16 protein-coding genes are annotated in these 19,753 nt (G+C 64.6%); 9 read left to right on the top strand and 7 right to left on the bottom strand.

The genetic code is table 11. From position 1 onward, the window contains the following. Window positions 1-14 precede the first annotated feature (14 nt). On the bottom strand, window positions 15-1,844 hold the full coding sequence (locus OV208_RS35790) for a metallophosphoesterase (protein WP_267578419.1): 1,830 nt from the start codon (window positions 1,842-1,844) through the stop codon (window positions 15-17). A 165-nt stretch (window positions 1,845-2,009) separates the two neighbouring features. On the opposite strand from OV208_RS35790, the gene OV208_RS35785 reads away from it, so the two are divergent. From OV208_RS35785 to OV208_RS35775, 3 genes are all read left to right on the top strand, one after another. Continuing rightward, complete coding sequence (locus OV208_RS35785; RefSeq protein WP_267578418.1) at window positions 2,010-2,471, top strand: acyl-CoA thioesterase; 462 nt, start codon at window positions 2,010-2,012, stop codon at window positions 2,469-2,471. A gap of 93 nt (window positions 2,472-2,564) precedes the next feature. After that, entirely contained in the window at window positions 2,565-3,782 is a 1,218-nt protein-coding gene (locus tag OV208_RS35780; RefSeq protein ID WP_267578417.1) for a GAF domain-containing sensor histidine kinase, read from the top strand. 52 nt (window positions 3,783-3,834) lie between these two features. After that, window positions 3,835-4,275: a DUF5953 family protein gene (locus tag OV208_RS35775; RefSeq protein WP_267578416.1), complete on the top strand. Its 441-nt coding sequence runs from the start codon at window positions 3,835-3,837 to the stop codon at window positions 4,273-4,275. 3 nt (window positions 4,276-4,278) lie between these two features. Here the strand turns inward: OV208_RS35775 and OV208_RS35770 are convergent, their stop codons facing one another. The 3 genes from OV208_RS35770 to ptsP are packed head-to-tail and all read right to left on the bottom strand — an operon-like array spanning window position 4,279 to window position 9,862. After that, the gene (locus tag OV208_RS35770; RefSeq protein ID WP_267578415.1) at window positions 4,279-6,378 is read right to left on the bottom strand and encodes a PTS fructose-like transporter subunit IIB; all 2,100 of its coding nucleotides are present in this window, start codon (window positions 6,376-6,378) and stop codon (window positions 4,279-4,281) included. A 29-nt stretch (window positions 6,379-6,407) separates the two neighbouring features. Beyond that, complete coding sequence (gene pfkB, locus OV208_RS35765; RefSeq protein ID WP_267578414.1) at window positions 6,408-7,364, bottom strand: 1-phosphofructokinase; 957 nt, start codon at window positions 7,362-7,364, stop codon at window positions 6,408-6,410. Next, window positions 7,361-9,862 (bottom strand): phosphoenolpyruvate--protein phosphotransferase, encoded by a 2,502-nt coding sequence (ptsP, locus tag OV208_RS35760; protein WP_267578413.1) that lies wholly within the window; start codon window positions 9,860-9,862, stop codon window positions 7,361-7,363. The genes pfkB and ptsP overlap by 4 nt, the downstream gene beginning before the upstream one ends. A gap of 229 nt (window positions 9,863-10,091) precedes the next feature. On the opposite strand from ptsP, the gene OV208_RS35755 reads away from it, so the two are divergent. Beyond that, window positions 10,092-10,862 carry a class I SAM-dependent methyltransferase gene (locus OV208_RS35755; RefSeq protein WP_267578412.1) on the top strand — a complete coding sequence of 257 codons (771 nt, stop codon included), beginning with the start codon at window positions 10,092-10,094 and terminating at the stop codon, window positions 10,860-10,862. Here OV208_RS35755 and OV208_RS35750 read toward each other — a convergent pair. Continuing rightward, window positions 10,843-11,124 carry a hypothetical protein gene (locus OV208_RS35750; protein WP_267578411.1) on the bottom strand — a complete coding sequence of 94 codons (282 nt, stop codon included), beginning with the start codon at window positions 11,122-11,124 and terminating at the stop codon, window positions 10,843-10,845. The two genes, OV208_RS35755 and OV208_RS35750, sit on opposite strands and share 20 nt — an antisense overlap. 484 nt (window positions 11,125-11,608) lie before the next feature. On the opposite strand from OV208_RS35750, the gene queE reads away from it, so the two are divergent. The 5 genes from queE to dbpB (OV208_RS35725) all read left to right on the top strand — a co-directional run bounded on the left by queE (window position 11,609) and on the right by dbpB (OV208_RS35725) (window position 16,835). Next, on the top strand, window positions 11,609-12,256 hold the full coding sequence (queE, locus tag OV208_RS35745; RefSeq protein WP_267578410.1) for a 7-carboxy-7-deazaguanine synthase: 648 nt from the start codon (window positions 11,609-11,611) through the stop codon (window positions 12,254-12,256). A gap of 409 nt (window positions 12,257-12,665) precedes the next feature. Beyond that, the gene (locus OV208_RS35740; protein ID WP_267578409.1) at window positions 12,666-13,226 is read left to right on the top strand and encodes a hypothetical protein; all 561 of its coding nucleotides are present in this window, start codon (window positions 12,666-12,668) and stop codon (window positions 13,224-13,226) included. Continuing rightward, complete coding sequence (gene dbpB / locus OV208_RS35735) at window positions 13,223-14,362, top strand: DGQHR domain-containing protein DpdB (RefSeq protein WP_267578408.1); 1,140 nt, start codon at window positions 13,223-13,225, stop codon at window positions 14,360-14,362. Before OV208_RS35740 ends, dbpB (OV208_RS35735) begins: the two co-directional genes overlap by 4 nt. Then, window positions 14,359-15,621 (top strand): tRNA-guanine transglycosylase DpdA, encoded by a 1,263-nt coding sequence (gene dpdA / locus OV208_RS35730; protein WP_267578407.1) that lies wholly within the window; start codon window positions 14,359-14,361, stop codon window positions 15,619-15,621. Before dbpB (OV208_RS35735) ends, dpdA begins: the two co-directional genes overlap by 4 nt. Window positions 15,622-15,647: 26 nt before the next feature. Further along, entirely contained in the window at window positions 15,648-16,835 is a 1,188-nt protein-coding gene (gene dbpB, locus OV208_RS35725; protein WP_267578406.1) for a DGQHR domain-containing protein DpdB, read from the top strand. 528 nt (window positions 16,836-17,363) lie between these two features. Here the strand turns inward: dbpB (OV208_RS35725) and OV208_RS41445 are convergent. After that, complete coding sequence (locus OV208_RS41445; RefSeq protein WP_420715078.1) at window positions 17,364-18,107, bottom strand: HNH endonuclease; 744 nt, start codon at window positions 18,105-18,107, stop codon at window positions 17,364-17,366. After that, window positions 18,104-19,636, bottom strand: coding sequence for a DGQHR domain-containing protein (locus tag OV208_RS35720; protein ID WP_267578405.1), 1,533 nt, complete (start codon window positions 19,634-19,636; stop codon window positions 18,104-18,106). Before OV208_RS35720 ends, OV208_RS41445 begins: the two co-directional genes overlap by 4 nt. Between the last annotated feature and the right edge of the window lie 117 nt (window positions 19,637-19,753).

Here is a 19,753-nt window from a genome sequence, read left to right as displayed (position 1 = left end):
CGCCCCTCCGCGCTTCAGATGCGGATGGGCGGCTCGATGAGGAACGGCTCGGTGGCCTTGGGGTCATCCGGGTCGAACGCGGGCGCCATGGGCCCCGCGCCCGTCGGCTTCCACTTGCGAGGCACGCGCTCCAGGCCCACCGGGTAGATGGTCAGCGCCCCGTCCTTCCCGATGCGCATGCGCAGGAAGTTCTTCCAGTCCGGCAGCGCGAGCGAACCAAATGCCTCGTTGGAGTGCGCGCCAAAGAAGTTCACGCACACCCAGAGGTAGAGGCCGGTGATGAACGGGCCCACGAGGAAGCCGCCCACGAACGTGAGGCCACAGGAGAAGAGGAACTTGCCGGCCAGGTGCGCCCACCCGTCCACGCAGTGCGCGCCGTCTGGCATCAGCGTGGGACAGATGCCCAGCTTGCTCACCGTGAGATAGGTGCCTCCCCACGCGACGAAGAACGCCGCCGTGATGTGCGCGGCGCCGTGCAGGACTCCCAAGAGCGCGCGCCACCGGCCGAGCGCCGCGTCCGCGAGCCCGGTGAGCCCGCCCACCGTCACGAGCCCGAGGATGAGCGTCCACGGCCGGTTGACCATGCTGTTGCCCACCGCCGTCAGCACCTCCGGCAGTTGGGACAGGCCCAGGCCTCCCACCTCCGCGTAGGCCGCCAGCGCGAGCAGCAGGTACCACAGGCCGGTGATGAGGCCGAACAGCGGGCTGTAGCGGATGAGCCACAGGTTCTTGAGCGCGAGCTTCCGGGAGGTGGCTTCGTCCGGGAAGCTCTTGCGCAGCGTGGAGCCGTCGCGCAGCACGGGCGCCGCGGGGGCGTGCGTGGGGTGCATGAACGCGCCGCCGCCGCCCGCGGTGATGCGGTGCTGGCCCGTGTCGTCCTCGTGCCGGCGGTAGTGGTGCAGGTCGCCCGCGAGGAACACGCAGATGCGCCGCCCGAGCACCTTCTCCTCCAGGTACTCCAGGTTGTTCTCCAGGTAGCTGCCCTTGTTGCGCCGCGAGGCCGCCGCGAGGATCCACGCGGGCTCCGCGTTGCAGAGGATGACGCGGTCCTTGGGGCCCATCTGCTCGGCCACGTTGCGGAAGTACTCCACCTGGGGCACGTCGATGTCGCTGTTGAGCTGCACGTCGGTGCCGATGAGCCACCAGTCGTGGGGCAGCTTCAGCGCGAAGTAGCTGCGGCTCTGGCGCGTGCGGCGTCCCGCCACCCACCGCTGCGCGCAGAACAGCCGCATGAAGGCGGACAGCCCGTCGTACCAGTCGTGGTTGCCCGGGATGACGAACAGGTCCGGGTGGGGCGCCTGGGAGCGGCGCATGGCGGCCTCGTAGGGCTGCACCGTGCGCTCCTCGTAGGTTTCGCGGCTGGCGCCCGGGTAGACCTCGTCGCCGCCGAACACCAGCACCCGGCCGCGCGGCGTGGTGTGCACCGTCTTGCCGTCCTCCTCCGGGAGCTTCAATTCCGGCAGGGCCAGCAGGCGCGCCACCGCGTAGGTGGAGTCCCAGCCATCCCCGATGTCGGAGACGTAGTCGAGCCACAGGTCGCCGTCCGCGCCGGCCTCCTCCGAATAGTCGAAGTAGGGCGCCTGGGGCCGCACCACCGCTTCGATGAGCCGGTGGTCCGCGCGGGCGCCGAACACCGTGGCCACCACCGCGTCCAGGCCCGTGCGCAGCACCTGGGTGGGATGCAGCCAGCGCACCATGTCCGCGTGCTTCTGGGGCTTGGTGGCGGTGGCGCTGCCGCGCTCACGCACGAGGTGCGGCGGCGAGGGCAGCGGCCCCGGGTCTTCCCAGGGCGCGGGCGTGTCGTCGCGGCGGGCCCCTCCGGGCCGCGTGGGCTCACCGGCCATGGTGGGGACCCGGGAGAGCGGAGGGGGACGACGGGGAAAGGGGCGGCGCCAGGGCGGACCGGAGAGCCATGCACCCCTGGCTTAGCACGCCTGCCAGGGCTGCCTGGAGGACAGGCAGGCAGGGTTTCCGTTCCCTGAGGGGACGGTCCTTTGCGAGCATGGGGCATGTCGGATGCTCCCTTGAAGGACTTCCCCGTCGTCGTGACCTTCCCCGTGCACTGGAGTGAGATGGACGCGTACGGGCACGTGAACAACGCCCGCACGTTCACGTGGTTCGAATCCGCGCGCATCGCCTACATGGCCCGGGTGGGGCTGGTGGGGCCGTCCGCGGCGGGCAAGGACACGACGGTGGGCGGGATTGGTCCCATCCTGGCGAACACGCACGCGGACTACGTGCGGCCGGTGGTGTTCCCGGTGAACCTGGTGGCGGGGGCGCGCGTCACTCGCGTGGGCAATTCCTCCATCACCTTCGAGCACGTGGTGGCGGGCGCGGACGACGGCGTCGTGTACACGCGCGGTGGGTCCATCATCGTGACGCTGCGCTATGCGACGGGCGAGAAGGTGACGGTGTCGAAGGAATTGCGCGCGGCCATCGAGGCGTTGGAAGGACGCTCCCTAGGCGGCTGACGAGCGCTCGCCAGTCGACACGCTTCGTCACGGTCCGCGCATTTCGAGGGGTGTTGATGCAGCCCGGTTTGTAGTCTTGCCGCGAGGATACCCATGACCCTCGCCGCCCCCGCGAATCCCAACATCCGCCCCGCCGCCGTCCTCACGCCGGACGTCGAGGCCATTTCCCGCATCGAGGCCATCAAGACGGTGCTGCGGGTGCTGACGCAGACCACGGGCCTGCGCCTGGCGGTGGTGGCCCGGGTGACGGTGGACGCGTGGACGTGCTGCGCGGTGCTGGACGAGATGAACTTCGGGCTGCGCCCCGGGGACACGCTGTTGATAGGCACGACGTTCTGCAACACGGTGCGTGGCTCGGTGGCGCCGTTGCTCATCTCGCATGCGGCCCAGGATCCCCGCTTCAAGGACCACCCCGCGCGGAAGCTCTACGGCATCGAAAGCTACGTCGCGGTGCCGCTGTACCGCCGCAACGGGGATCTCTTCGGCGTGATGTGCGCGCTGGACGCGAATCCGGCCACCATCGCTGACGACAAGGTGGAGGTCCTCCGGCACATGGCGGACCTGGTGGGCCACCAACTGGAGCAGGAAGAGGTGCTGAGCGATCGCGACACGCAGTTGATGAGCGCCCGAGAGGCCGCGCTCTTGCGTGAGCAGTTGATGGGCATCGTGAGCCACGACCTGCGCAACCCGCTCAACGCCATCTCGTTGTCGGCCTCGACGCTGATGCGGCGTACGGACCTGGATGACCGGGCCCGGCGGGGCTTGCGGCGCATCCTCGACTCGTCGGATCGGGCGAACCGGCTCATCCTGGACCTGTTGGACTTCACCCACGTGCGCACGGGGGTGGCGTTGCCCGTGAAGCCGACGCCGGTGGACCTGCACGAACTCACGCAGCAGGTGGTGGACGAGGTCCAGCTCACGTCCCCGGAGCGGACGTTGAACGTGGCGTTGGAGGGAAATGCACGCGGGACCTGGGATCCAGACCGCGTCGCGCAGGTGCTCACCAATCTGCTCTCCAACGCCGTGCACTACAGCGAGCCCGGTACGGCCATCCACGTGGAGACGCGCGGCGATGCACAGGGCGTGGTGCTGTCCGTGCGCAACAAGGGAACGCCCATTGCGAAGGAGCTGCTGCCCGTGCTCTTCGAGCCGATGACCCGGGGCACCACGGAGGGCAGCGAACGCCGCAGCGTGGGGCTGGGCCTGTTCATCGTGAACCAGATCGCGCTGGCGCACGGTGGGCACGTGGACGTGGTGTCCACGGTGGAGGCGGGCACCACCTTCCGGGTGCACCTGCCGCGCAGGGGCTGAAAGGTTGACCCGCGCGGAGCCCCTTTCGTAAGGACGGGCGATGCGCTTGGGGATGCTGCTTCTGCTGATGCTCGCCGGCTGTGCCTCGATGGAGTCGAAGCCGCTGAATCAGGTGGCGGCGCCCTGGGTGATGCCGCTCGCGGGGCCGAAGCCGGTCATCCTTCCGGCGCCTGTGGGATTGACGCCGCCGGTGACCGTGATGGTGGACCCCGAGGCACGGATGCAGCCGGAGCCGTCCGGGGCGCGTCTGGGGCCGCCTGTCCCGCCGCTGGTTTCGGGACGGCGCCGCCCGGAGTGCGAGCCGGTTCCGAAGCCCCATCGTGGCGGGGATGCGCTGCACAACGGGTGCGCGGATACGTTTCCGCCGAACGCCTACCCCGGTAAGGATGTCCTGACGGAGGCTCCGCTGGACCTCGACAACCCCGCCCACCTGGACGCGCTCATGCGTGCGTATGAGCGCTTCCCGGAGATTGGCGGGCGCTCCACGCCGTGATGTTCACGGCGTCGGCGTGTCGGTCAGGGGCCGCTTGAGCACGATGAGCGCGAGCGTCGTGGCCAGCGTGCCCGCGACGAGCGCCAGCACGTAGTACCCCAGTGGCTGCACCGCGTTGGGAATGGCGAGCACGAAGATGCCGCCATGGGGCGCCCGGAGCGCGCAGCCGAAGCCCATGGACACCGCTCCCGCGATGGCGGAGCCGAAGACGATGGCGGGGATGACGCGCAGCGGGTCGCGCGCCGCGTAGGGGATGGCGCCCTCCGTGATGAACGCGAGCCCCAGCACCGCCGCCGCCTTGCCGGCTTCTCGTTCCTGGGATGTGAAGCGGCTCTTCGCCACCACCGTGGCCAGCGCCAGCCCCAGGGGCGGCGTCATGCCCGCGACCATCACTGCCGCCATCGGCGTGAAGGTGCTGGAGCCCAGCAGGCCCACCGCGAAGGCATAGGCCGCCTTGTTGACCGGGCCTCCCGTGTCGAAGGCCACCATCGCTCCCAACAACAAGCCCAGCAGCACCGCGTTCGTCCCGGACATGCCGGTGAGGAAGCGCGTGAGCGCCCCCATCAGCGCGGCCACGGGGGCGCCAATCACATAGGTCATCAGCAGGCCCACGATGAGCGCGGAGAGCAGCGGGATGACGAGCACCGGCTTGAGCCCCTCCAGGTTCGCGGGCAGGCGGATGCGGTCTTTCAGCGTGCGCGCCACGTAGCCCGCGAGGAACCCCGCCGCGATGCCTCCGAGGAACCCCGCGTTGAGCTGGTTCGCCAGCATGCCTCCGATGAATCCCGGCGCGAGCCCTGGACGGTCCGCGATGGAGTACGCGAGGTAGCCCGCGAGCGCCGGCACCATCAGCGCGAACGCCGCGTCGCCAATGCCTTTCAGTGCCGCGGGCAGCGTGCCGGGCTGCTTGTACGCGTCGATGCCGAACACGAACGACAGCGCCAGCAGCAGGCCCCCCGCGACGACGAAGGGCAGCATGAAGGACACGCCCGTGAGCAGGTGCTTGTAAGCACCCGCCGGTTCGGCCTTCACGGGCGCACCGAGCGGTGGCGCCGCCACGGGACGGGTCGCGCTCATTGGTTCGGGCAGCGCGAGCGCCTGCTCCACCACGCGGTCCGCCTGCTTCAGCGCTTCACCCACGGAGGTCTGGAGCAGGCGCTTGCCGACGAAGCGCTCCGTGGAGACGTGCGTGTCCGCGCCGATGATGACCGCGTCCGCCTGCGCGATCTCCTCCGGCGTCAGCGTGTTCTTCGCGCCCACGGAACCCTGGGTCTCCACCCGGATGGCGTAGCCCTTCGCCCGGGCCGCGCGCGTGAGGGCCTCCGCCGCCATGAAGGTGTGCGCGATGCCCGTGGGACAGGCGGTCACCGCGACCAGCGTGCCGGCGAGTGGGGTGGATGGAGGCGTGCGCGTCGGCGCGCCCGCGGGGTCGACCCGGCGCGACGCTCCATCGAGGGGCAGCGTCACATCCGACGGCGACAAGGGCGTGGACGTGAGCAGGCCGTGGGGGCGTGGGAAGGAGACTCCCGACGAGGCCTCCGTCGTGCGTGACGTTCCCCCGTGGGGCGGTGAAGCGCGTGTCGAAGCACCCGAGGTCTGTTCGGTCTGGCGAAGCGTTCCCGTGTGCGGCTGCGCGGCACGTGCCGAGGCGCTTGGATCCTGTTCGGTCGGACGCGGTGTTCCCGCGAGGGGCAGTGGGGCGTCCTGTCCTTGCGATGCGGCCTCGGTGCCTGCTCGGCCCAGGTCCGCTGAAGGGGCTCCGTGCGCGGCGGCTTCCGCGGTGGCCGTGCGGTGCAGCGTGGCGCGGGCCACGGCCTCATCGATGATTCGTTCGGTGTCCCGGATGGCCACCGCCGTGGAGGTGCGGACCAGGGGCTTGCCCACGAAACGCGACTCGTCCACGGTGATGTCCGTGGCGAGGATGACCGCGTCCGCCTGCGCCACCGCCGCCTCGTCGAGCGGGGTCCGCACGCCCTCCGCGCCACGCGTCTCCACCGCGAGGTCGTGCCCCTTGAGCTCCGCCACCCGGCGCAGGGCTTCGGCCGCCATGAAGGTATGCGCGATGCCCGTGGGACACGCGGTGACCGCCACCAGTTTCGCCATCGTCGTCGTGTCCTTGTCGTGCCGTCGTCTCAGGCGTTTCCCAATGGATGCATCCGCACCGCGCCCACCAATGCCGCCACCCGCTCCGGTGTCGGCGGCACCGGCCCCACCCGCGCCAGCTTCCCCGCCGCGAACGCCGTGCCCCGGCGCGCGCAGGTCTCCAGGTCGCTTCCATCCAGCCGCGCCGCCAGCACGCCCGCCACCAGCGCGTCGCCCGCGCCCACCGTGCTCGCCACCTCCACCGGTGGCGGCAGTGCCCGCCACGCACCGTCGTGCGACACGAACAGCGCGCCCTCCGCCCCCAGTGACACCACCACCATCCCGATGCCGCTCGCGTGCAGGTCGCGCGCGGCCCGCCCCACGTCTCCCGGGGTCTTCAACGGACGCCCGAGCAGCTCTCCCAACTCGTGCACGTTCGGCTTCACGAAGTCCGGCCGCGCGGCCACGGCGTGGCGCAGGGGCTCACCGCTGGTATCCACCGCCACCACGGCGCCCTTCGCGCGCAGGCGCTCCGTGAGCGTGGCGTAGAGGGTCGCGGGCACTCCGGCCGGCACGCTGCCCGACAGGACGAAGCAGCCGTGGTCCTCCGTCAGCGCGTCCAGCGTGGCCCCCAACTCCTCAAGGGCCTCCTCCGGCACGCGAAGCCCGGGCAGGTTCAGGTCCGTCACCGCGCCGCTCGTGCGGTCCACGACCTTGATGTTCACGCGGCTGGAGCCCGGCAGGCGCAGGCAGCGGTCCTGGATGTCGCGGTCGCGGAACAGCGCTTCGAACAGCGCCACGTTGTCCTCGCCCAGGAAGCCCGCCGCCGTCACCGGCCGGGAACCTCCCGCGAGGAACGCAGCCACGTTGATGCCCTTGCCCCCGGGCGTGCGCGTCTGCGCCACCACGCGGTTGACGGCGCCCGCCGTGAAGCCCGGACACTCCAGCGTCTGGTCGATGGCCGCGTTCAACGTGACGGTCACCACACCCGGCTTCGTCGCCCTCATGCCTTCGCTCCCTTCTTCGCCAGGAGGTCGCGCACCAACGCCCGCACCTCCGCCGCGTTGCCACTGTCCAGGGCTTCGCGCGCCACCGCCTCCGCGTCCGCCATGGACAGGCCTCGCAGGAGCGCCTTCACCGACGGGATGCTGGGAATGGCGACGCTCAGCTCGGTGACGCCCAGGCCGGACAACACCACCGCGCCCGACGGGTCTCCCGCGATGCCGCCGCACGCGCCCACCCAGATGCCTGCCTTCCGGGCTGCTCGCACCGTGAGGTCCACCATGCGCAGCACCGCGGGATGCAGGCCGTCCGCCTGCGGCGCGAGCACCGGATGCTCCCGGTCCATCGCCAGCACGTACTGCGTCAGGTCGTTCGTGCCGATGGAGAAGAACGACACGTCCTTCGCCAGGCGGTCCGCCATCATCACCGCCGAAGGCACTTCGATCATGATGCCCACCTCCACTGGCTCCGCGCCGACCTCCAGGCGCACGGACTCCGTGATGGCGCGGGCCTTCGTCAGCTCCTCGGGCATCGCGACCATCGGATACATGATGCGGACCGGGCCCTCCTTGGACGCCCGCAGGATGGCGCGCAACTGCGTGCGGAACAGGTCCTCGCGTTCGAAGCACAGCCGGATGCCGCGCACGCCCAGGAACGGGTTCTCCTCCGCGGGCAGCGACAGGTAGGGCACGTGCTTGTCGCCGCCGATGTCCAGCGTGCGCAGGATGAGCGGCAGGCCGTTGAGCGCGCGCACCATGGTGCGGTACGCGTGGAGCTGCTCCTCCTCGTCGGGCGGATGGTCGCGCTTGAGGAAGAGGAACTCCGTGCGCATCAGGCCCACGCCCTCGCCACCCGCGTCGACGGCCTTCTGCGCTTCCGCGGCCTCGCTGATGTTCGCGGCCACCTCCACGCGCTTGCCGTCCAGCGTGATGGCGGGCCGGTAGCGCTCCAGCTTCTCCTCCTCGCGCCGGGCCTGGGTGCGTTCGCGCTGGTTCGCGGCCTTCGCGCGGTCCCGCTCCGACGGGCCCACGACGAGCACGCCCGCGTCGCCGTCCAGGATGCAGTGCTGTCCATTGCGCAGGTCCAGCAGCGAAGGCCCCACCGCCACCACCGCCGGCAGGTCGAGCGAGCGCGCGATGATGGCCGTGTGCGACGTGGTGCCGCCGCCCACCGTGCACAGGCCCAGCACCATCGCGGGATCCAACTTCGCGGTGTCCGAGGGGGCCAGGTCCTCCGCCAGCAGCACCACCGGGTGGTCCGGAAAGGTGGCCTCGCCCTCCACCACCTTCGCCAGCGGTCGCAGCACGCGCCGGCCCACGTCGCGCAGGTCGGCGGCCCGCGCGGCCAGCGTCGGTTCCTCCAGCTTCGCCAGCGAGTCAGCGCGGTTTTCGAACACGCGGCGCCAGGACGCGCCCGCGCTCATCCCGGTGTCGATGTGGCCGTGCGTCTCCGACAGCATCCCGGGGTCGTCCAACAGCTCCAGGTGCGCCTTGAAGATGGCGGCCCGCTGCGCTCCGGCCTTCTGGAGGAAGCCCTCGTACAGCTGACGCAGCTCCGCCGCCGCGCCCGCCAGGGACTCCTCCAGCCGGCGGTGCTCGTACGCGCTGTCGGGGGCGCGCTCCTCCACCTCCAGCCGCTCCCGCTGGAAGGCCCACACTGGCCCGGCGGCGATGCCCGGCGACGCGGACAGGCCCGCCACCAGCGTGCCTTCGTAGTCGAGCGTCACGGTGATGGCCGTCGGGGCCTCGTTCGCGGTGGGCGCGACGGCTTCCCCCTCACCCAGGCCGGACTGGAACGCGTCGCGGAGCGCGACGAGCACCGCGTCCGCGTCATCGCCCGTCGCGGTGAGCGTCAGCGATGTGCCGGCCCGCGCCCCCAGTTGCAGGAGCGACAGGAGGCTTCGGGCATTCGCCTGCCGTCCTTCGTGGTGCACGGTGACGTCGGCGCGGAAGCGGCGGATGACCTCCACCAGCACGGTGGCCGGGCGCGCGTGCAGGCCGTGCGGTGAGGGCGAGCGGACCTGGAGGTGCGGTCCTTCGAAGGTCGTGACGGCAGCCATGGGCTCGGGCGCGGCGTCGGCGCCGTTGAGCGCCTGGACGATGACGGATGGATCCTTTGTGTGGGCCAGTGCTTCGGATTGGGCCTCGTCGCCCAGCACCCCGGTGAGGTTGGCGAGCACCTGGAGGTGTTCGTCGGACTTCGCCGCGATGCCCACCACGATGCGCGCGGATCCGTCCGGGCTCCACGGGACACCGGCGGGAAACTGCACCACGACGACGCCCGTCTGGCGCACGTGGTCGCGCGCTTCGGGCAGGCCGTGGGGAATCGCGATGCCGTGGCCCAGGTACGTCGCGGACACCTGTTCGCGCTTGAGCATGCTGTCGATGTAGCCGGGCGCGATGAACCCGGACTCCACCATCACCTGCCCGACCATGCGGATCGCCTCCGCCTTGTTGGCGGCGGAGCGTCCCAGTCGGACCTGCGAGGGCGTCAACGTCAGCATCGGGGCTCCTTGGCGGCGTGGCGCGGGACGACGGTGCATCCTGCCCCGGGATAGCACCTCCACCGGTCCAGCCCTCCAGGTCCCGTCTTCCCGGCAACAGCCCGTCGCTGGGAAAACCCGTGGAAGTCGGTGCGTCCGCCCACACCACGAGCGTGGGCCCGCCCGCCAGCCAACGCTCCGCGTCCGCGAGCGTGACGGGACGTGGGAGGGTGTTAAGGAGGAGGCCGTCATGCCTGACAGCGTCCTGGACTTCTACGAAGGGCTGGCCGAGGAGTACCACCTGCTCTTCGCGGACTGGGAGCAGTCGGTGGAGCGGCAGGGCGCGGTGCTGGACGCGCTGTTGCGCCGTTCGGGCGCGCCGCCTCCGCGCCGGGTGCTGGACTGCGCGTGCGGCATCGGGACGCAGGCGCTGGGGCTCGCGGCGCGGGGCTTCGGGGTGCATGCCACGGACCTGAGTCCTTCAGCGGTGGCCCGCGCGGAGCGGGAAGCGCGCGCCATGCACGTGAGCATCACCACGGGCGTGGCCGACCTGCGCATGTTGGACTGGCAGGTGCCGGAGACGTTCGACGTGGTGATGGCGTGTGACAACGCGCTCGCGCACCTGCTGGAGGACTCGGACCTGCAGGACGCGGCGAACGCGATGGCGTCGCGGCTGGTGCCCGGCGGACTGCTGGTGGCGAGCCTGCGCGACAACGCCGCGCTGCTGGAGAAGCGGCCGCGCTTCACGGCGGAGCGGGTGCTGGATACGCCGCTGGGCCGCCGCGTCCTCTTCCAGGTCTGGGATTGGGCGGTGGACGACCGGCAGTACACGGTGCGCCAGTTCATCCTGCGCCAGGAGTCCGGCGTCTGGCACACCACCGAACACACCGGCGTCTACCGGCTGCTGGAGCGCCTGGAATTGGAGCGCGCGCTCACGCAGGCGGGGCTGGTGGATCCGCGCTGGTACTCGCCGGAGGAGAGCGGCTTCTACCAGCCGCTCATCACCGCCCGGAAACCTTGAGCCACCAGGCCTCCAGCTCCAAGCGCATGAAGGGGAGGGCGTGGTGGCGCACGGTGGCGGCGGCCTTGAAGAGCACCTGGGCCTGGCGTGCGCGGGTGCGCAGCGCCTCCAGGGAGACGGGAAGCCGCGTCGGATGCAGCGGCCCCACCCAGATCAGCGCCAAGAGGAGCTGGAGCGCCACCAGCCACCCCAGCGCGTCCCGCAGCACCGGGAGCCACCACTGTCCGTCACGCTCCGGCCATCCGCTCGGCGATCTGTGCACGGCACCCTCTTGGCTACAGTTGTAGTCACGAAGGGATACGCCATGACTACAGCAGTAGTCAAGACGTCATGGTGGGACTGGGGGCGGATGGGTTCGCTTCAGTTCTTCACCTGGTGGATTCAGTAGGGAGTTGGAACCCAGCACGCGGTATTTTTGCCGAGAAGCGCGGCCTTCTTTCCGAGGCTGGCGCTCACTCGACTTTCGCTAGGAACCAGTTCCCGTGCGATCCGGCAGCTCTCTCCGTGAAACCGCAGCGCATGGTTCCCGTTGGGACCGCTAATTCCACTGGGAATCATCGGATTCTGGTAGAGGCCCCCGCTCGCTTATTCGACGTGCGAACCGTAGAAGGCATGATGCAGAAACGGGAAGCTACGCGGAGCAATAACTGCGTGCGAGGTACATCAGGGCGCCTTGCAGTTTCTAGAGCGCGGAGGAAGAGGAACGTGGTCCGCAAGGCGGCGAAGAATGCTCGGGAGCCTGCTCCGTGAGCTACGCGGTCAAGGAGCTTTTCTACACGTTGCAGGGCGAAGGCGCTCAGGCAGGCCGTGCTGCTGTGTTCCTCCGCTTCGCCGGATGCAACCTGTGGAGCGGCCTCGAACGAGACCGGGAACGTGGCCCGGGCGGATGCTCTCGCTGGTGTGACACCCAGTTTGTGGGAACGAACGGTCCAGGCGGAGGGCGATTTGTCTCAGCGGAAGTTCTGGCGGATGCCGTCGCTGGGGCATGGCCGCAAGACCGCTCGACCGCTCAGCCCATGGTGGTGTGCACCGGCGGGGAACCCCTTCTGCAGCTCGATCGACCGCTGGTGGATGCACTGCATGCCCAAGGATTCCTCGTCGCAGTGGAAACCAATGGAACGCGGCCCGTCCCCCCGGAAGTGGACTGGATCTGTGTGAGCCCGAAGTCGGGCAGCGAACTGGTGCAGCGTACGGGCAATGAGTTGAAGCTCGTCTTTCCGCAATCCGGTTTCGAGCCAGAGCGCTTTGAAGGGCTTGGTTTCGCCCATCTCATCCTTCAGCCCATGGATGGACCGGACCGCATACGGAATACGCAAGCGGCCCTCGAGTACTGCCTGGAGCACCCGAGATGGCGGTTGGGGATCCAGATGCACAAGGTGCTGGGAATTCCCTGAGGCAAGTGGCTCCATGGGGAAAGCTCTACACATCATCGCGAGTTGTACGGACCGCAAGCACTTCCTGGTGCCCGAGACGCTCCACTTGCGCAGAATTCAGGCCTCTGGAACCGAAGCACGTGCACGCGCGTGGTGGCAGCGACTCCAGGCTCACGAGCACTCTAGAGGACCAGCCAATCAACTCTATGCTGGTGAACATTGGAGCGTCGTGCTCGGACTTGCCGCTGTTGCACGTGAGAGCGGTTTCAACCCCAGTCTATGGATTGCCTCCGCAGGGTACGGGCTCATTCCAGAAGAAGCCCCAGTCCGGCCCTACTCAGCGACCTTTGCTCGAGGACAGGCGGACTCCGTAGTGTGCGGCTCCGAGGGCAGGGACACTGCCGCACAGCTTCAAGACTGGTGGAGGACGTTGGCCGATCATGCCGGGCCTGTGCCTCACCAACCCCGCACCGTTGACCAGTTGGCTCGAGAGCAGCCGCAAGCCAGCATCCTGGTCGTAGCCTCTCCACTCTATATTACCGCACTCGCGGATGACCTCGCTCGCGCGGCAGGGAGTCTTCGTCATGCGGAGCGACTGTTGCTGGTGTCCTCACCTGCACCATTGGCCAAAGGTGCCCTGGCACCGCATTGGATTCCATCGAGCGCTCACCATCAGGAGCGGCTGGGTGGTTCCCGATTGGGTCTTCACGCCCGAGTCGCTCGCGAGATTCTTCTGGCATCGCAAGGAAAGCAGTTGAATGCCGTTGAAGTTCAAAAGAAGTACCAGCAATTCATCAAGAAGAGTGCACCGCTTCGTCAATACAATCGCAAGACGATGACCGATGACAATGTGCGCGCGTTCATCCGGCAGGTGATGGCCCAGGGCACGAAATCGTGGAGTACGGCCTTGAGGCAAATGCGAGCACAGCACTTCGCGTGTGAGCAACACCGTTTCAAGAATCTCTTCGTTCAAGTTCAGGAGAACCCATGAAGAGAGCAAAACGTGAAGTCATCGAGCGACGTGCCATTCGGGTGATCCAGACGCCACAGCATCCGCTATATCTGTTCGCGCTGAGCGCGAAGGAGTTGCAAGCGGTGGCTGAAGTGTCACGTGTGTCTCGGGACGCTGAAGGCCGTCTTCTTGGTTACCAACGGCCCAAGGTGAAGCAACACGTTCGTAACATCACGGAATACCTCAACGGCGAAGAGGTCATTTTCCCCAACTCCATCATCCTTGCACTCTCATCTTCAGTCACTTTCAAGAAGGTGAGGGGGCCACGCATGGACGATGGCTGGGCCGAAGCCGGGATGCTCAGTATTCCCTTGCCCAAGCAAGGGCAGGCCCGTCCCGCTTGGATCGTTGACGGTCAACAAAGGGCATTGGCCCTGTCACAGTGCCGGCGCCAGGACCTGCTTGTTCCAGTCAATGCCTTCGTCGCGGACGAAGTTGATTTGCAGAGAGACCAGTTCCTGCGGGTCAACAGCACCAAGCCACTTCCAAGGGGGCTCATTACCGAGCTGCTGCCGGAAGTCTGGACCTTGCTGCCTCCGAACCTGGCTGCACGTAAGGCCCCAGCAGCTCTCTGCGACTTGATGAACCGGGATCCGGAGTCGCCCTTCAAGGGCCTCATCCGACGGAATTCGATGGATGCGGAGGCTCGTCGTAGTGCCATCATTGCCGACACTGCGGTGGTGACGATGATCAAGGACAGCCTAACAAACCTGACAGGGTGCCTATTTCCCTATCGGAACGTTGCTACTGAGGAAACCGACTTCGATTCAGTGCGCAAGTTGCTGATTCTGTTTTGGACCGCAGTGAAGGAGGTCTTTCCAGAGGCATGGGGACGTCCTCCTTCTCGGAGTCGGTTGATGCATGGAACTGGCATCTGCGCGATGGGGCGCTTGATGGACAAGGTCATGAGCAACATTGACATCAATGGGGTGCGCGCCCCGCGGTTGGTCAAGGCGGAACTCCGTCAAATTCGGCAGGTATGCAGATGGACTGAGGGAACTTGGGAGGAATCGGGTCTGGCCTGGAACCAGATCCAGAACACTCCTCAGCACCTTCGTCTGCTCTCGAACGTTCTTATTCGTGCGTACACGAACAACCGGCGGACAGCAGCATGAAGTTCTTCTTCCCCGACAGCCAAGACCTTATTGACCCCAGCTTCGATTTTGAACGTGAACGTCGTTCGACGACGCGAAAGCGGCAGCGGGATGACCTCTATGCCCATGAGGTTTTCTCATCGACGCCGTTTGACGGCTTCTTGGTTTCCAAGGGGATCGTGGATGGTTACGGCGCGCTGGGAAGTCGATACACCCTTGCTCAGCGACACCGATTGCTGCGGTTGGGTGCGCCGGAATTCTTCCGTATTGACCAAGCGCCCAAGAAGCTCTCCATCATGGGTGACTGTGGAGCGTTCACCTATGTAAAGGAGGAAGTTCCACCCTACTCTGTTGAAGAGGTTCTTGAGTTCTACGGCAACTGCCAGTTCGACTACGGTGTTTCTCTGGACCATATCATCCTGCTGTTCAAGCCAGAGGCGGATGCTCCAGGTGCCTTGAGAGACCTCGTTTCAGAGGAACTGCGCGAGCGACGAGAACTAACCTTGCGCCTCGCAAAGGAGTTTCTGCAGAAGCATAAGGCGGGGGGCTATTCCTTTGAGCCTGTGGGGGTTGCTCAGGGGTGGAGCCCTCTGTCCTATGCAGATTCAGTCAGGGCCCTCCAGAAGATGGGCTATCGCTCTATTGCATTGGGGGGGATGGTCCCGCTCAAAACGAATGAGATCATCGCATGTCTGGAGGCCATTCATGAGATCCGAAAGCCGGGAGTTCAGTTCCATCTGCTGGGCATTAGCCGGCCTGAACACCTGAAGACCTTTGCCCGACTGGGGATCACATCCTTCGACAGTACATCGCCGCTGAGGCAGGCGTTCAAGGATGGGAAGGATAATTATTATACTCCTGGGGCAAGTTACACCGCGATTCGGATTCCCCAGGTTGAAGGCAATCCCTTACTGCAGCGGAAGGTTTCTTCTGGTGCGGTGTCCCAAGATGTGGCCCGGAAACTTGAAAAGGCTTGCCTTGAGGTCATGAAGCTTTTCGATGAGGGACGTCGGACCGTCGAGCAGGCTTTGGCGGTGTTGATGGAGTACGAACGCTTCTACGATCCGGACTCCAAGAAGGGCCATGAGGCAGCGTACCGTCAAACACTGACGGACGCTCCCTGGCGCAAATGTCCATGCGAAGTGTGCCATGAACTGCGCCATCACGTCATAATCTTCCGTGGTGCTGAGCGAAATCGCCGCCGCGGCTTTCACAATGTCTGGAATTTCTACCAGCAACTCGAGAAGAAACTCGGGTTTGGGCAGGGAAGCGCGGCCTGAGCGTCGCAGCCCGATACAGGAAACACATGCCAAAAGAGTTGAAGCTCCCAGCGATTGAGGTCAAACAGTCCCAAGGAAAGACGCTGTATACATTTGCTGTTGATGGAAAACTGGTTCCGCAGTTTGCAACGATCTCTCGCGTGCGACGTAAAGACGATGGAGTCTTGTCAGGCTATCAGCGGCCTGAGGTGCTCTCGCACATCGATGAAATTCGCACCTATCTGGAGAGCAACTCGCCCATGGTGCCGAACGCCTTGGTGGTTGCGTTCGATTCGCGGGTGAAGTTCCTACCGGATTCCAAAGCCGTCACGTCCGATTACTCGCGAGCTGGCGTTCTCACGATCCCCTTCGAGGCGGAGATGGCGGATGATCGGAAACCTGGCTTCATTGTGGACGGACAGCAGCGACTCGCTGCGATTCGTGATGCCAACATTGAACGATTTCCCATCTGCATGACGGCGTTCATTACGGATGACGTCGGTCAGCAGACAGAGCAGTTCATCCTGGTCAACTCGACGAAGCCGCTTCCCAAGGGGCTCATCTATGAGCTCCTACCGGGGACGACCGCGAGATTGCCGTCCTTGTTGGACCGGCGTCGGCTGCCAGCCCAGTTGTTGGAACGGATGAACCTTGAAGAAGGATCGCCGCTTCAGAAAATGATCCAGACTGCGACGAACCCCCACGGTCTTATCAAAGACAACTCCATCCTGCGAATGCTGGAGAACAGTCTGAATGACGGTGTGCTGTACCGATTCAACTCTGGGGACGAGGCAACAGCGGACATTGAGCAGATGCTCAACGCCCTCTATGCCTACTGGGCTGCGGTGAGTGAGGTTTTCAAGGCGGCATGGGGGCTACCCCCGAAGAAGTCCCGGCTTATGCACGGCGCAGGAATCATCAGCATGGGGCTGATTATGGATGCGATCAGCGACCGCTACCGTGAACGTAAACATCCCACTGCAGCTCAGTTCGCAACCGACCTTGTTGGCCTGAAAGAGTTCTGCCGGTGGACAGCGGGCTTCTGGGACTTTGGCCCAGGGCAGCAGCGTAAGTGGAATGAGGTTCAGAATACTTCGAAGGACATTGAGTTGCTGACGAATTACCTCATGATCCAATACAAGAGCAAAGTGTGGTCGGCCCCTTCTCCGGCTTCGCGGACACATGCTGAAGACTTGTCTGGGCCTCGTAAAAAATCGCGAGGCATTAAGAGGTAGCCGTCCGGTCAGCGACGTGCTGTCGGGGATTGACGTGCTGTCGGGGATTACCGGTGCGCTGGAGACGACAGCACTTGTTGCGACGGAGTCGGCGGTGGAGGTGGTGGCAAAGTAGCCGTCCGGCCAACGACATGCCGCGGGGAATTGCCGGCGGATCAGGGCGCGGCAGACGGTGTCCCTTCGACGAGCGTGCGTGAGCGTGCCGCCGGGGGGGGGGCGATAGACTGGGGGCTGGCGTGGAGCGCTGGTGCCGTGCCGCGAGACAGTGGAGGTGAGCGGGCGTGCTCTGTTCGGGGCGGGAGGTCTAAGCGAATCAGTTCGCGGACGGCGCGTCCGCCGCGGCCAGTGCCTGCTGGTAGTTCCAGGGCATCCACTCGCCCGGGGCTTGCGCCACCGCCTCCGGCACTGCGTCCAGCCTGCTCTCGCCCCCAAGGCGGGGTCATCCCGGCCGCTCAGCCGAGGCGACAGCTTCCCTGACACAGGGAGCTACCTCGCCCGCAGAGTCAGCTCCAAACTATAGCTGTAGAATTATGACGAACGTGTTCTGAATCGGGTTACGCCTGCGCGCAACCTGCGCACTCCTGCCTGGGCATCCAGTAGAAGTCTTTGTTGATAATCATGGTAGTGTTGCTCGCAATTTGAGACGAGGTTGTCGAATATCAATCGCCCGCCTCTTTGGACTGGAACGACCGGAATGGCGAATAGTTCGCTTGTTCTCGCCGTCTCTTCGCAGTCCGAATGTATGCATGTTCCGTTGTGCTTTGAAAGCACACAGTAACGCATCCGTTTGCTGAGTTCTCCGCGACACTCATCGAAGAACGGAGAGCCCATCATCCAATTTAGTAGAGCCCCTTTTCCTAGGTTGCAGTTCTGGCAGAGGATTTGGAGGTTGCTGAGAGAGTTCTTTCCGCCGAGCGCTAGGGGAATTCGATGGTCCACATGCGGGCTGACAGTGGCCAGAAGAACTGTCCCACAGAGAGCGCATCGGCTGTTTTGATTGCGCTCTAGTAGTCTGTAGTCCGGGTCGCTGATTTGGGAGCCTCGCTTTGTCTCTTTGATTAAGGCGAGGAGCAGGTCGCTAGGCAATCTGCCTGTAACTTCGGTCACATAACTTGGAAATTGCTCTTCCTTAATGCGGTCGCTAGGCAGGCACCGCCAAAAACTTCGAAGGGCAAGTTCTTGCGTCTTTTCAGTTAGTGCATCGTTTAGGCTGATTCCAAGTTCTTGGCATTGTTCCGCAAGACGGGCGAGGGCCGAATGGTCGCTGCTCATTGGTCTTTGTTCTTGGGCTTAGATGCCCGGGTGTCCTTTGTTGCCTTTGTGTCGAGATCGAGACTTTCTTTTTTTAGGAAATTTGCCAGTTTCGTGATGTCTTGATTCGTGTTTTGGCGATTTGAGATTTCATTGACGTAGTTGTTTTTAGCTTGAGCTGTTGATGTGGCTGTGTCCGGCAACGTCCATACGACAGTGTTCTTTAGTCGGCCGAGGCTTTGCTCCACTGCTTTCCAGAGGTCCGGAGATTCGATGTTGCCTTCGTGATCTGGGTAAAATTGCTCGAGCTTGTTGACCAGTAGGCTTGCCATTGCTCGTAGTCCTGCACCATGCATGAGCCTTGAGTCGCTTGGCTTCTTTGCCCAGGCGGTAGGCCAGGTGCTACGCACTGCGCTGAAGCTGCGGGCGACAACACTTGCAAGCAGTTCGGCATTGTCCTCAATGCGTAGGCTTGAATCCGTGAACGTGGTGAGTATTTGGAAAATGGAGTTGTAGGCGATAGGCGGCCTTTTGTCTTTCCTGATTCCAGGGTATTGAACAAGATCGAGGAAGGGGGAGTCCTTGTTGTCGAGGGCTAGCTTCTTGGCTGCCTGAGCCCGGATTTGCTCTTCGCGAAGATAACCAGGCGATTCGCCTAGTGAAGCCAGTAGGGCTCGAGAGAACTGAGCTTCGATTTTTACCGTGCTATTGGAGACCATGAATATCTTCTTGGCCTCTGATTCGTCGGCGACAATGGCGTTGACTGACAGCGAGAACGCAGGAATTGCATCTAGGTCTACTAGCGAAAGTGCGGCAGTTCGCTGTTGGCCGTCTACCAGAACCGCCGACTTTTCTTCGTCGAAGGCAGCCTTCCGAAAGGGGAAATCAATTTCGACTAGGCGGAAGGATTGTGCAACATCGTTGGTGTTTCCTGGGACTAATGTGTCAACAAACTGATCGAGCGGTCGGATTGCGATGAACGAAGTGGGTGTTTCCTCTTCGCCCTCTAGTGTGACGTGCTCAGATAAGAGCACGAGCAGCACGGAGTTGGGTACTTGAGTGCCTGAACGAATGCCTGTGGAGATTTCGTTTACATGTCTCCGGATTTCATCCCGCTGGTTGCCCGTTCCGGCAAGCGCATCAAGTCGGTCGATCCGCGCAATGGATCTGATGAGTCGCCCATTGCAGGTTAATTGATATCTGGAGCTGCCGTTATTGAGTTTTGCTTCAGTGGCAATTAACTTTAGGCGAGAAGCGGTTGTCTTGGTCGAGCGGTAGAGTGTTATTGTTTCTGGATCTAGAGGGCGGCGGGTCTTGTTGGAATTCTGCAGTTGACCGGTCGCACATAGTTCGCCCAGTAGGCTCGATACTTCTCCCTTTGCTCCGCTGAGTGCTAGAAGGATTGATACGTCCTCGTCAGAGAGGAGCGGGTCGTTTAATTGTTCAAAAAGGGAGGTGATTTTGTCTTTTGTTGAGATTTCCTGTGCTCCTATTGCTGCGGCTAGTTCGAGTTCCTCTTTGCGGAACATTGCTCTCAGTTGATCGTTCATTTTTAATCCTGTTGTCTTCGGTGAGGGTGATGTAGTTCGGGTATGTGGCTTCGGTTACTGGGTGAATCGGGCTCGGCTTGCTCTGGTGCGGTGTTCGATCAGTCTACTGTGTTTTTT

The organism is Corallococcus sp. bb12-1, assembly GCF_026626765.1.
GTDB lineage: Bacteria > Myxococcota > Myxococcia > Myxococcales > Myxococcaceae > Corallococcus > Corallococcus terminator.
Note: the sequence above shows the minus strand (reverse complement) of the source record. Positions and strands in the feature narration are given on the sequence as shown.

What these genes read in the sequence shown, in the direction of transcription:
- ptsP (WP_267578413.1), bottom strand. Translation starts at nt 9,862, where the DNA reads ATGCTGACGTTGACGCCCTCGCAGGTCCGACTGGGACGCTCCGCCGCC.
- dbpB (WP_267578408.1), top strand. Translation starts at nt 13,223, where the DNA reads ATGAAGAGAGCAAAACGTGAAGTCATCGAGCGACGTGCCATTCGGGTG.
- OV208_RS35770 (WP_267578415.1), bottom strand. Translation starts at nt 6,378, where the DNA reads ATGGCGAAACTGGTGGCGGTCACCGCGTGTCCCACGGGCATCGCGCAT.
- dbpB (WP_267578406.1), top strand. Translation starts at nt 15,648, where the DNA reads ATGCCAAAAGAGTTGAAGCTCCCAGCGATTGAGGTCAAACAGTCCCAA.
- OV208_RS35790 (WP_267578419.1), bottom strand. Translation starts at nt 1,844, where the DNA reads ATGGCCGGTGAGCCCACGCGGCCCGGAGGGGCCCGCCGCGACGACACG.
- OV208_RS35785 (WP_267578418.1), top strand. Translation starts at nt 2,010, where the DNA reads ATGTCGGATGCTCCCTTGAAGGACTTCCCCGTCGTCGTGACCTTCCCC.
- OV208_RS35720 (WP_267578405.1), bottom strand. Translation starts at nt 19,636, where the DNA reads ATGAACGATCAACTGAGAGCAATGTTCCGCAAAGAGGAACTCGAACTA.
- OV208_RS35775 (WP_267578416.1), top strand. Translation starts at nt 3,835, where the DNA reads ATGCTGCTTCTGCTGATGCTCGCCGGCTGTGCCTCGATGGAGTCGAAG.
- OV208_RS35780 (WP_267578417.1), top strand. Translation starts at nt 2,565, where the DNA reads ATGACCCTCGCCGCCCCCGCGAATCCCAACATCCGCCCCGCCGCCGTC.
- dpdA (WP_267578407.1), top strand. Translation starts at nt 14,359, where the DNA reads ATGAAGTTCTTCTTCCCCGACAGCCAAGACCTTATTGACCCCAGCTTC.
- pfkB (WP_267578414.1), bottom strand. Translation starts at nt 7,364, where the DNA reads ATGAGGGCGACGAAGCCGGGTGTGGTGACCGTCACGTTGAACGCGGCC.
- OV208_RS41445 (WP_420715078.1), bottom strand. Translation starts at nt 18,107, where the DNA reads ATGAGCAGCGACCATTCGGCCCTCGCCCGTCTTGCGGAACAATGCCAA.
- OV208_RS35755 (WP_267578412.1), top strand. Translation starts at nt 10,092, where the DNA reads ATGCCTGACAGCGTCCTGGACTTCTACGAAGGGCTGGCCGAGGAGTAC.